The following is a 12,996-nucleotide window of genomic DNA, read 5'->3' on the forward strand; positions in this document are numbered from 1 at the left end:
GCAAGCACGGGTGTTATTTTATGAATGAAAATAAAAATATTAGCATAAAAGACGTAGCCAAACATGCCAATGTATCAACCGCTACCGTGTCGCATGTGATTAACGGAACTCGATTTGTATCTGAGGAAACGAAGCGGAAGGTTCATCAAGCGATGGACGACTTGAACTATCGAATTAATTCAGTTGCCCGATCCTTAAGGAGCCGTAAGTCACATGTCATCGCTTTTTTGGCCCCAATCTTAGCTTCGGAAACATCGAATTTTTTCTTTATGTCCGTAGCCGCCGGCATTCAAAGCGTGCTCAAACAAAATAACTATCATCTTGTACTTAGTGATTCGCATGAAGAGCTGGAGTTCGAAGAGGATGAAATTCGAATGCTGAGCTCCCAGATGATAGATGGCCTCATTATGGCTCCTGCCAGCAGAGAATGCGATTATGATCAGCATTTTGGCGATTATCCGGTTGTGTATATAGACAGAGTTCCAAACAATCATCAGAGAGATAGTGTGCTGGTCGATAATAAGACCGTTTCCAAAGAAGCGGTGCAGATGCTGATCGGGAAAGGGCATAAGCGAATCGCTTTTCTGTCAGGCCCTCATACGCTAACGACGACTGAGGAACGTTACGAAGGATATATAGAGGCACTAACCGAAGCCGGCATAGCGGTTGACTCTCAGCTAATTAGAATAGGAGAGGTAACTCTGAGCAACGGATATCAGTTAACGGATGTTTTGCTGCAGCACGATCCATCGGCTATTTTTGTGACGGATAACGTAATGGCGATGGGAGTTATGTCCTATCTTCAAGAGAAATCGATTCGTGTACCCGGCCGGATCGCTGTCGTTGCCTTCGATGAATTTCAATGGACGCGAATAACGTCGCCACCGCTTACCGTGATTGAGCAGCCGGCTTTTGAACTGGGCGTCAAGGCAGCGGAGGTTATGCTCGAAAGAATAGAAAATGCGAATGCGCCTAGACAGGAACACCGTCTAACTGCAAAACTTATAGTCAGACAATCGAGCTGACTATTCTTTTTAATGATTACGTAAACGATTACGCGATTTTTTTCATCCCTAATTATAATTGATAATAAACTTATCATTATCATTATCATTAATCGTTTGCGTAAACTTTAATCCAGTTTTAAAGGTGGTGATTACTTTTTAATATTTGAAATCGCTTACATAACCCTGCAACCAATTTAAATCACCATTGCTCACGTCGGCAATTTTAGAAAATTATTTTTTCCATTAATTAACAGTTTATTTGGGGAGGCTAGCAATGCATGAGAAGTAAAGCTTTCAAATTAGGTTTGGCTATTTTACTCATTTGTTCGTTTTTTAATCAATTGATTCCTCCGGCTGCTGCAGGTGCAACTGATTTGATCAAGCCCGGAGAGGACCAGCTGAGACCTCTGTTTCACTACACACCGGAAAAAAACTGGCTTAACGATCCGAACGGACTCGTTTATTATAACGGAGAATATCATATGTTCTACCAACATAAGCCCAGCGGAGATACGTGGGGAGAAATGTTCTGGGGTCACGCGGTGAGCAAGGATTTGGTCAATTGGGAAGAACTCCCGATTGCTCTTTATCCGGATGAGCTGGGTCATATTTTCTCGGGCAGCGTTGTGGTGGACTGGAATAACACGAGCGGCTTCGGGGAAGGCAACATTCCTCCGATGGTGGCTATGTTTACGCATGAGTACGGGGGCAATCAAGTTCAAAGCTTGGCTTACAGTAATGATAACGGGAGAACCTGGACGAAATATGAAGGCAATCCGGTTATTGGACAGCCGCCTGGATTGACGGTGTTCCGTGATCCAAAGGTCATCTGGCATGAGCAAACGAACAATTGGGTTATGGTTATTACGGCTGGCGACCATGTAAGCCTTTATTCCTCGCCGGACTTAAAGACGTGGACCTTTGAAAGCGATTTCGGTTCGACAGAGGGCTCGCACAACGGTTTTTGGGAAACGCCCGATCTATTTCCGTTAGCGGTTGACGGCGACCCGAATCATACGAAATGGGTGCTGACAGTTAGTTTGTCTGGAGGCGCTCCCGCCTTCGGATCAGGCATGCAATATTTTGTAGGCGATTTTGATGGAAAGAATTTCACTAACAGTAATCCGACTGACAAAGTGTTATGGGTCGACTACGGTGCAGATTTTTATGCGGGAATGACCTTCAGCGATGTGAAGGACCGCCGAATTTGGCTGGGATGGATGAATAATTGGCATTATGCGCAAACGATTCCTTCTGCAGGTTGGCGGGGTTCGATGACAGTGCCGAGAGAACTGATGCTAACGGATAAAGCTGGTGTTGGAATCCGTATGCAGCAAACACCGGCAGCCGAGCTGCAGCAGCTTCGTGGAGCTGTCACCGAAATAGCGGCTGATACGGTAACGAGCAGCACTTACGCTCTTCAAGGCATTGAAGGGCCGGCATACGAAATAATCGGCGAATTTACGATTACGGATGCTTCTGCGAGCCGGTTCGGATTCAATGTTCATGCAGGCGATGGGCAGAAGACCGCGATCGGTTACGATATCGCCCGTTCCAAGCTGTTTGTGGATCGAACGAGATCAGGAATTATCGAGTTTAACAAAGAATTCGGCTTTGAGGCGCATGAAGCAGACTACGCAGCAGGGGATACATTAAAGCTGCGTATCCTGGTTGATAAAACATCCATTGAGGTGTTTGCCGATGACGGCGCAGTTGTGTTTACCGATCAGCTGTTCCCGGATCCTGCTCACAATCAAGTTGAATTGTTCGCGGAAGGAGGATCGATCAACTATACCTCCTTGAAGGCTTATCCCTTGCGTGCTGCTAACATTGGGATCAGCGATGAACAGGGAATAACCGAGCATGAGATACCGAATCCTGATTTTGAAAGCGGTAATCTGAACGGCTGGACAACGGAAGGCAACGCTTTTTCGAGCGATAATGTTGTTACGGATACCGATTGGGGCTGGGGCTGCTGCTTTAATAAACAAGGCGACTATCATGTGTGGGGGGCTAAAACCGGGGACGGTCATACCGGGACATTAAAATCCGCAACGTTCCGGCTGGGTGGTTCTGGAGAGGTCAACTTTCTAATTGGCGGAGGCAATGACATAAATAAGCTATACGTTGCTTTAGTACGGGCATCCGACAATGAGGAGCTGCTCAAAGTAACGAACACGGAATGGAAGGACGACGGAACGCTACGACGGGTACGCATGAATGCGGGTGATTATATCGGCGAACAGGTATATATGAAGGTAGTCGACGATCATACCGGAGGCTGGGGACATATTAACGTCGATGATTTCCACGTTTTGAATTACCCGGAGGCAATCGTAAATCCGGATTTTGAAACGGGAGATCTGACAGGCTGGACGACGATCGGGACGGCCTTTACAGCACCGGTCTCAAATGCTGCCTCCTATTGGGGGAGCACGCCATTTCACCATCAAGGCGTTTTTCATGCATGGGGCTTCGAGGGAGCGAGCAATCCGGATTTTTCCGACAGAAGAACCGGAGAGATGAGATCGACTGCTTTTAAACTGGATGGCAATGGTAAGGTCAGCTTCCGCGTCGGCGGCGGAGAGGATATTAATAAGCTTTATGTAGCTCTGGTCCGTGAATCGGATGACGAAATTTTGTATAAGGCCACCGGCGCTGCTGCGACAATGGGGGAGGGCTACCGGCAAGTCGAATGGGATGCTTCGGAATATATGGGTCAGAACCTGTATATAAAAGTGGTTGATTATCATACAGGCGGCTTCGGACATATCAATGTGGATGATTTTATTGTCTATAACACCAAACCGGTTATTCCTGCTCAATTAATTAATCCGGGATTTGAAACCGGAGATTTGACGGGCTGGACGGTTGAAGGGGATGCTTTCGCAGGCGCGGTCAGCGGTCAGGCAGACTACGGAGACTCGCAGATACCGTTTGAGCAGGAAGGTTCTTATCATGTTTGGGGATTGGCCAGCGCACCGGAAGGAACGGATGCTGACGATAGAACGGGACAATTGACCTCGCATTCTTTCATTTTGTCCGGAAACGGAAGCATACAATTCCTCATAAGCGGCGGACAAGATTTGGAGAAGCTGTATGTTGCTTTAGTTCGCGCATCTGATGATGCTGTTTTAATGAAAGCGACAGGTTCGGATTCAGAAACGTATACGCGTGTGTCTTGGGATGCGGTGCAATATTTAGGCGAGGAGGTCTACATCAAGGCGGTTGACCAGAAATCGGGTGATTTTGGTCATATTAACATCGATGATTTTCAAGTAAGGGGCACAGGCCTCCTCGGAAGCTGGAGCTTCGATGAAGGTCAGGGCATCACGGTAAATGATAAGGCGCGGAACATCGAAGATACGGTTCATTACGTATTTAATGATGCGCAGTATAAACCAAACAGCGAACCACTATGGAAGAACGGGATTAATGGCAAGGGATTGCTCTTTGACGGATATTCCACATGGATCGAAAGATCTGCGGACCAAATCGCTAAGCCGGATGATGAAATATCAATCGAGGCTTGGGTCGCTCCAAGATCGTATGAATGGGGCGATATGAACCAGTTATCTGCAATCGTAAATCAGCATGACAAAGCTGCAAAAAAGGGCTATATTCTCGGAATGGGCCGCCATGGCAAATGGTCTTTCCAGGCAGGAATAAACGGGGAATGGGCTGAAGTATGGGCTGCAGAAGATAAACCGCTCAACAAGTTCGAGTGGTCCTACATCGTCGCGACATACAGTAAATCCGATGCTAAGCTCAAGCTTTATCTGAACGGGGAATTGGCCGGGGAACAAAATGCTCCGAAAAAAGCGCCGATCATAGCCTCCGGCAGTCCTTTTATAATTGGCAAAAACAATACGGGAGCCGTTATCAACGGTGTATTTACGGCCAATATGTTCAACGGCTTAATGGATGAAGTAAAGGTTCGCAATACTGTTCTGAGCGCAGAAGAAATTTCTGACATTTACGGTGCAGCGGCAGCAGGGTTTGAAAATGGGACAGCGCCGAAGCCTGATCTGGATTTCGAACGCTCCGTATACGATGGAGACCGCTACCGCCCGCAGTACCATCTTATTTCGCCGGGGCATTGGATGAATGAGCCGCATGGCCCGCTTTATTTTGAAGGGAAATATCATATTTTTTATCAGCATAATCCGCAAGGGCCATATTGGCATCAAATTCATTGGGGCCACGCGGTGAGTGACGATATGGTGCATTGGCAGGATATGCCGGTGGCTCTAGCGCCGGAAGGAGGATCGGTAACGCCGGATGGCGTATGGTCGGGCAATGCTGTCGTGGACGATAATGGGAATCCTGCGTTATTTTTTACAGCCGGTAATGATAAAGCAGTGCCGAATCAAAGTACCGGACTTGCCAGAAGCACGTTTAAGGATGACGGCAATGCCAACCTTGAACAGTGGATTATGGAGGAAACGCCTGTTACGGTTCAAACCGATAATCTTCCAGCAGACGAAGGCGAGGTTTGGTTCGGGCAATTCCGTGATCCTTACGTATGGAAGGATGGGGATACATGGTACCAGCTCGTTGGCTCCGGCATCAAAGACGTCGGCGGAACGGCGCTGCTGTACTCTTCCCCGGATATGGTGAATTGGACGTACGAGAATCCGTTTTTCGTCGGCGATTACAAGAATAAGCCGGAAACCGGCCAAGTATGGGAGCTGCCCGTACTGCTTCCTCTTGGAGAAGACAACAATGGAACGATGAAGTATGCCTTTTTTATCAATCCGTGGTTCGATCACTATAACGAGCACAATGTAAAATATGTATTCCATTGGATCGGAACGTGGGATAAAACGAGCAACAAGTTTATTCCGGATCATGAAGAGCCTCGCCTCTTTGACTTTGGCGAACATTTCACAGGCCCAAGCGGCATGGTTGATGGAAAAGGGAGAGCCATTCTGTTCAGCATCGCACAGGACCGCCGCACCGAGCAGCAGCATTACGATGCGGGCTGGGCACATAATGCGGGCTTGCCGGTTGTGCTTACGCTTCGCGATGATGGTCTGCTTGGGGTTGAGCCGATAGAGGAGCTTAATTCGCTGCGGGGAGAAAAGCTTGTTGATGTAACCAACGCGACTGTGGCACAGGCCAATACCCAATTAAGAGATGTCCAAAGCGATATGCTCGAAATTGTGCTGGAAGCGAAAATGAAAAAGGGGTCTGAGCTTGGCATCAAGCTTCGTTCGACGGGAGACGGCCGCGAGGAGACGCTGCTTTATTATAATGTGAATAGCGGAATGTTGAACATTGACCGCACGAAATCCAGCTTGGATCCGGATATAGCGAAGGGGATTCAAGGGGGAGAAATGACGCTTGACCGCGATCTATTAAAGCTGCATATTTATTTGGACCGTTCGATGATCGAAGCTTATGCCAATGGGAAAAACAGCATCACCTCAAGGGTGTATCCTACGCAATCCGATGCGTTAGGGCTTGAGCTATGGAGCGAAGGCGGAAATGTAAAAATTAATAAGCTTCAGGTTTGGTCGATGAATTCTGCTTACGGCGAAACGGTGGAGGCCTATTGGCCGCCTGCTGAGCCAGCTGCAGAGGCTGTCGGCGAGCTGACTAACCATGATTTTGAAACCGGCGATTTGTCGGGCTGGACTATTGAGGAAGGTCATGCGTTTACGGATGCGCATGTCACGAACAGCATTGACTGGGGATGGGGCGGTCCGTTTAATCAAGCTTCTGATCGGAAGGATACGAATCGTTATCATCTGTGGGGCTACCATCCTGAGTATGGCGATGATGCGTCAGGAAAGATCAAATCAGACACCTTTATGCTAGGCGGCAGCGGAGCAATTGATTTCTTGGTAGCTGGCGGGAATGACATCGACAGATTGTATATCGCCCTTGTGCGTGCTTCCGATCATGAGGTGCTCATGAAAGCAACCGGTCATGACAGCGAGCAGTACCGTAGAGTGAAATGGGATGCATCGGCTTTTAAGGGTGAGCAGTTGTACATCCAAGTCGTTGATCAGCGCACGGGCGGATGGGGACATATCAATGTCGATGATATTAATGTGCCTGTCGCTTTGAATAACCCCGATCCGGGGGAACCTCTGGTTAATGGGAATCCGGAGGCTCACTAAAGTAAAATGGATTGTAAAACACCTGCAAATATAGCGTTGTAGTTGCAGGTGTTTTTCGTCTGCCTTGCCCCCGAGAAGGGGGAAGTTAAACTCAAACGGTGACGAAGAGAATGTCGGAAGCTCATGAAGCATCCTTTTAAAATGCAGTCTTGACAATCTTAACTGTATATCCTAATATTACAGTATCAAAAAAAGTTACAGTTTTTAGTGCTTTATAGATAAATGGGATAAACAGGAGAGATGAAACCGATGAAACCAAGCTATATGCCTTTATTTGAAGCTTTCTCTTTAAAAAGCGGTATTCAGCTAAAAAATCGTATCGTTATGGCGCCAATGACGAACTTTTCCTCGAACGAAGACGGGACGGTATCGGACGCAGAAATAGAATACTACGCCCGCAGGTCCGGCGGAGTAGGTCTAGTCATAACGGCGTGCATTTATGTTTCGCCAAACGGGAAAGGATTTCCGGGCGAATTCGCCGGCGACAGCGATGAGATGATTCCAAGCTTAAGACGTTTAGCTGCTGCGATTAAAGAAAAAGGCGCGAAAGCTGTGCTGCAAATATTTCACGGCGGCAGAGAGTGCCCGCCAGGGCTCGTACCTAACGGCGATGTTGTTAGCGCAAGCGCTGTTGCTTCAGAACAAAACAATAAGGGAGTCGTTCCAAGAGCATTGTCGGAAGCTGAAATTGAGTCCATCATTCGTGATTTCGGAGCAACGACTAGAAGGGCAATAGAAGCGGGATTCGACGGTATTGAGATTCATGGGGCTAACGGCTATCTCGTTCAACAATTCTTCTCTCCGCATTCGAATAGACGTGAGGACCGCTTTGGTGGAAATATTGACAACCGACTAAGGTTCCCGCTTGCCGTTGTGGACGAAGTGAAGCGGGTAGCAGCCGAGCATGCGAAGGAGCCATTCCTTATCGGTTACCGCTTCTCGCCTGAAGAGGCGACCCTACCTGGCATAACGATGGAGGATACGTTCCGGCTGATTGATGAGCTGGCGCAAAAGGATTTGGATTACCTCCATGTATCGTTGCAGGAATTCTGGTCGGTTCCAAGACGCGGCGCAGACGAGAGCAAAACCCGCCTCGAATGGATTCAAGAGCGGGTTGGGCATTTGGTTCCTGTTATTGGCGTAGGTGCGGTTCGTACGCCGGATGATGCGCTGAAGGCTCTGGAAACGGGAATTCCGCTCGTTGCCATTGGCCGCGAATTGATTATAGAGCCTGATTGGGTGGAGAAGATTGCTGAGGGCCGCGAAGCTGAAATTAAAATGACGATTAGCAAAGATGATCAAGATCGCCTGGTTGTTCCAACTCCATTATGGCAGACCATTATGCGTGTGCCGGGGTGGTTTCCGATCGGAGATTAATATAGATGAAGGAAAACAGGCCAGAGATTACTTTGGCCTGTTTTTTGTTTTTTTATAACCGAACATCCCATTACGAAAAAATATAAGTAGTGAACCGCCTATTTGCGACATAGAGTTGAATTAGTAAATTAATTGAGACTCGACTGTCGCTTTGTTGAAGGGTGGTCATTATACGATATGGTCATATCAACCTTTAATGAATTTATCCAAGTGTTCGGCTTACCGATATCCATGAGCCTGATCGGTGGTCTTATCGGTCATTTTGTGAAAAATGGCATAGTCGAATTGCCGAAGTTGGTCATAGAATATGACGAGGAAGGATTAACCCTTTCGTCAAACTGGTTTGTCAAATGCATTCAGCGATTGTACTATTTCCTCATCTTCGTTATCGGTTTCAGGAACCATAACAACGCGAAGAAGAAAATCTTCTTCGACCTCGGGTTTCTCGGTGACCTCTTAATTGCAATCGGCACGGGAATTCTTGCTAAGACCGCGCTTGCGATGGCGAATACATCTGATAATTTTGCTGTCATTAGCAGCTCCTTGCTTGCAGGATATGCAGGTTTGTCATATTTGAAGGGGAAGCAGAACAAAGAGCTTGCTGATCTTTTTCCGGAAGAAATGGATGACCAAAATCCGCGAACTCCACCGGCATAACGTACAATTTTGGTTATGTTGTGCGTATAATAATCAAAAAAGTATAGGAGGAGGAATCATATGGGTAAAAAAACGGTCAAAGTGACGTCAGAAGAAATGCAGCAGCTCAAGATGCTGGCCGAGATAGTCAAAAACCCTCACCTTCCAATGTCAGACCGCCGAATCGCGAAGTCGCAGTATGAATCCATTATTAATTACGCTAAAAATAGCAATCGGGGCATTATTTCTACTGCCTTCTTATAACATTTCCGTCGGCTGCAGCAATACATGAAAATAACGTTCCTATACGAATAGGAAGATCTCCCGCCAAGGGAAGGTCTTTCTTTTTTTGTCTTATTATAATTATGAGCACAAAATAGTAGACAGTGAGTACACCCGATCGTAAGATAAAGTTATCTGATGAATAGGGGGACTTATCATTCAACCTTTAACCTTTGGGCTCGACCCGATATTCGGCGATCATATGATTTTGCAGAGAAATGCTGAAGTGCCGGTCTGGGGTACCGGAACGGATGGAGCGGCGGTAACCGTCGAATGCCGGGGTGCTCGTTCGGAAGCTGTTGTTATAGCAGGAAAATGGAAAGCGCTTTTATGCCCGATGGAGACAGGAGAGCCTTGCGAGCTGATTGTCCGTTCGGATGGGAGAGAGATCCGTCTCACTGATGTGCTGTTCGGAGAGGTGTGGCTTGCGGGCGGGCAGTCGAATATGGAATGGTCGCTGATCGATTCGGCCGAGGGAGCGGAAGAAATTCCGGCAGCGCGATATCCGGAAATACGGTACTATAACGTACCTAAGGTCGAATGGGATGATGGAGCTGAGCACCGAGGCGAATGGAAGATTTGTACGCCTGATAACGCCCCTGTATTTTCGGCTGTCGCTTACCATTTTGCCAAGTCCATCCATCATGAGCTGAGTATTCCTGTCGGTATCATTGGCTGCAACTGGGGCGGAACGTCTGCATCCTGCTGGATGAGAGAAGAGGAATTGAAAGAGGACGAGGATCTGCGCGTTTACATTGATGAATTTCAAGAGCAGCTTCGAGATTTTACTTGGGATAAATTCGAGACGGATAAAATGCGCTACCAGGAAACCGTTGATGAATATATACGATTGAAGGAGCAGGGAGCAAGCCCGGAGGAGCTTGGCAATTACCCTTGGCCGCCGCCGCTAAGTCCGCATAATTTTGGGCGGCCAAGCGGTCTCTATCACACGATGCTTAAGAAGGCATCTCCTTTTGCCATTAAAGGGTTTATCTATTATCAAGGCGAGTCGGATGCAGGGAAAGCTCTACTTTACGAGAAGCTGCTGTCGAAGCTGATTTCCAATTGGCGGGATATATGGGATAATGTTGAACTTCCATTTCTGTTTGTCCAGCTGCCTGTCTACGGATGCGACGGTAATCCATCTGGCGAGGAATGGCCTCTGCTCAGGGAGTCCCAGCAGTTGGTCAGTGATCATGTTTCTAACACGGCTATGGCCGTCGCCCTTGACTGCGGAGTAGAAGATGACATCCATCCTAGGCATAAAAAAGAGGTTGGGCAGAGGCTCGCGCTGCTGGCGCTTGATCATGTTTATGGTTTACATATTCAGAGCTCAGGGCCTGTGTTTAAAGAAATGGTGATCCAAGCTCCAACTGTATTCTTGTCCTTTAACAACTTAGAGCTCGAACAAGAGGATGAAACTGTACGGGAAAGTATTGCCGGATTTGAAGTTGCCGGTGACGATGGTCGCTTCGTGTTGGCTCACGCAGAGTTGAATGAAGGCAAGATCAAGGTATGGAGTGACCAAGTGGCGGTTCCCCGTCACGTCCGGTACGGGTGGGCTAATTTTACGGATGCTAACTTAAAGAACAAATATGGGCTCCCTGCTGCTCCTTTTAGAACAGATATGAGCAGCCGGCGCGATATCCAGTAACTAACAGACACAAGGGGCTGTCCCAAGGTTATCAACCTTCAGGGACAGCCCCTTGTTTGCAGCCAAACATTTAATTTTCATATGATTTTATGAATGATTTGCATGGTAGTTTCTGGGAGTGATGTACATTAAAATAAAAATGTAATCGCTTTCAAACTAAAGCCAAAGGAGAATATCGAGAACAATGAGCAAAAAAAGATCATTTTTATCCATTATGCTGACTCTTGCTTTAATGCTGGCTCTATTTACTTCCACTGTTTCGGCGGCCGCTAATCAAGATGAAAACGTGCAAAAAGTCAATCAACAAGAGAAAAGCATACAGTCTTATGTTAATGCCATGCAGCCTGGTTGGAATTTGGGTAATACATTCGACGCGTTAGGCAGCGATGAAACAGCCTGGGGCAACCCGCGCGTAACCAAGGAAATGATAAACCAGATTGCTGCTCAGGGTTTCAAAAGCATCCGTATTCCGATTACATGGATGCAGCATGCGGGTCCTGGTCCGGACTATACAATCGATCCGGCATGGATGAACCGGGTACAGGAAGTTGTCGACTGGTCGCTGGATGCGGGGCTGTATGTAATGATCAACCTCCACCACGACTCGTGGATGTGGGTTAACACGATGGGGACGAATCATGACCCAGTACTGGCTGAATATCAAGCGGCATGGACTCAAATCGCTAACCATTTCAAGAAATATCCCAATAAGCTGATGTTCGAGAGCATCAACGAACCGTCATTTAACGTTGATAGGGCATCGCAATTCAAGCTGCTCGAGGAGCTAAATACGGCCTTCCACAAGATCGTAAGAGAATCCGGAGGGAAGAATGCCGTTCGTCCGCTCGTGCTGCCGACGTTATGGACAAATGCCGGGCAGGAACATTTGGACTCGCTCACCAATACGATTGCTAAACTGAACGATCCGAATTTGATTGCCACTATACATTATTATGGATTTTGGCCGTTCAGTGTAAATATCGCGGGCTTCACTAAATTTGACGAAACGACGAAGAACGATATCATTACAAACGCTGACCGTATCTATGATTCGCTTGTGGCCAAAGGCATTCCCGTTATAATGGGCGAATTCGGACTGCTTGGATTTGACCAGAACACTGGTACTATCGAGCATGGCGAAATGCTGAAGTTTTTTGAGTTCTTGCTTCACTATACCCAGTCGAAGAACATTACCCACATGCTGTGGGATAATGGCCAGCATTTCAACCGCAACACATTCATGTGGGCGGACCAGGAGCTTTACGATATGATGAAAGCAAGCTGGAAAGGCCGTTCGTCCACCGCAGAAACCGATTTGATCTACATTAAGAAGGGTGCTGCTATTCAAGACGCAGTGATCAAACTGAACTTGAACGGCAATGCGCTGAAAGCGATCCGGGCCGGAGCCGACAAGCTGCGTTTGGGTACAGATTATGAGTTGAACGGCGACGTATTGACCGTCAAGGCAAGCCTTCTCTCTAAGCTGACCGCTACAGGCCAATTCGGCGAGAATGCGGTATTGACGGCTAAATTCAACAGTGGTGCGGATTGGCACTTTGATGTGCTCTATTATGACACGCCGAAGCTGCAAAATGTTGAAGGTACGACAGGTGATTTTGCGATTCCAACAGCCTTCAACGGCGACCGTCTTGCTACAATGGAGGCCGTCTACGCTACCGGAGGTAACGCCGGACCGCAAAACTGGACTTCGTTCAAGGAGTTCGCTTACACGTTCGAGCCTTCCTACGATACGAATCAAATTAAGCTTAAACCGAACTTCTTCAATGAAGTGAATGACGGAGTAGTGCAACTGAAGTTCCACTTCTGGAGCGGTGAAATCGTCAATTATACAATTACAAAGAACGGTGCGAGCATCGTAGGAGAAGCTTCCTAGAACTTATCCAAAATTAAA

7 protein-coding genes are annotated in these 12,996 nt (G+C 47.4%); all 7 read left to right on the forward strand.

The annotated features are described in order from the left end of the window. The first annotated feature begins 20 nt into the window (after window positions 1–20). Window positions 21–1,025, forward strand: coding sequence for a LacI family DNA-binding transcriptional regulator (locus DFP97_RS16460; RefSeq protein ID WP_114381286.1), 1,005 nt, complete (start codon window positions 21–23; stop codon window positions 1,023–1,025). Window positions 1,026–1,285: 260 nt separating this feature from the next. After that, the gene (locus DFP97_RS16465) at window positions 1,286–7,135 is read left to right on the forward strand and encodes a GH32 C-terminal domain-containing protein (RefSeq protein ID WP_114381287.1); all 5,850 of its coding nucleotides are present in this window, start codon (window positions 1,286–1,288) and stop codon (window positions 7,133–7,135) included. Window positions 7,136–7,384: 249 nt separating this feature from the next. Next, on the forward strand, window positions 7,385–8,512 hold the full coding sequence (locus tag DFP97_RS16470) for an NADH-dependent flavin oxidoreductase (RefSeq protein ID WP_114381288.1): 1,128 nt from the start codon (window positions 7,385–7,387) through the stop codon (window positions 8,510–8,512). Window positions 8,513–8,689: 177 nt separating this feature from the next. Further along, window positions 8,690–9,169, forward strand: coding sequence for a hypothetical protein (locus tag DFP97_RS16475; RefSeq protein WP_114381289.1), 480 nt, complete (start codon window positions 8,690–8,692; stop codon window positions 9,167–9,169). Between the two features lie 60 nt (window positions 9,170–9,229). After that, window positions 9,230–9,412 carry a hypothetical protein gene (locus DFP97_RS16480; protein ID WP_114381290.1) on the forward strand — a complete coding sequence of 61 codons (183 nt, stop codon included), beginning with the start codon at window positions 9,230–9,232 and terminating at the stop codon, window positions 9,410–9,412. A gap of 226 nt (window positions 9,413–9,638) precedes the next feature. Then, window positions 9,639–11,084: a sialate O-acetylesterase gene (locus tag DFP97_RS16485; RefSeq protein ID WP_181873553.1), complete on the forward strand. Its 1,446-nt coding sequence runs from the start codon at window positions 9,639–9,641 to the stop codon at window positions 11,082–11,084. A 184-nt stretch (window positions 11,085–11,268) separates the two neighbouring features. Then, window positions 11,269–12,978: a cellulase family glycosylhydrolase gene (locus DFP97_RS16490; protein WP_114381292.1), complete on the forward strand. Its 1,710-nt coding sequence runs from the start codon at window positions 11,269–11,271 to the stop codon at window positions 12,976–12,978. Window positions 12,979–12,996 lie beyond the last annotated feature (18 nt).

Origin of the sequence: Paenibacillus prosopidis, from assembly GCF_003337375.1 — a bacterium.
In the GTDB taxonomy this organism is placed as follows: domain Bacteria; phylum Bacillota; class Bacilli; order Paenibacillales; family Paenibacillaceae; genus Pristimantibacillus; species Pristimantibacillus prosopidis.

Coding starts and splice junctions, on each gene's coding strand:
- DFP97_RS16480 (WP_114381290.1), top strand. CDS start 9,230: ATGGGTAAAAAAACGGTCAAAGTGACGTCAGAAGAAATGCAGCAGCTC.
- DFP97_RS16460 (WP_114381286.1), top strand. CDS start 21: ATGAATGAAAATAAAAATATTAGCATAAAAGACGTAGCCAAACATGCC.
- DFP97_RS16475 (WP_114381289.1), top strand. CDS start 8,690: ATGGTCATATCAACCTTTAATGAATTTATCCAAGTGTTCGGCTTACCG.
- DFP97_RS16465 (WP_114381287.1), top strand. CDS start 1,286: ATGAGAAGTAAAGCTTTCAAATTAGGTTTGGCTATTTTACTCATTTGT.
- DFP97_RS16490 (WP_114381292.1), top strand. CDS start 11,269: ATGAGCAAAAAAAGATCATTTTTATCCATTATGCTGACTCTTGCTTTA.
- DFP97_RS16470 (WP_114381288.1), top strand. CDS start 7,385: ATGAAACCAAGCTATATGCCTTTATTTGAAGCTTTCTCTTTAAAAAGC.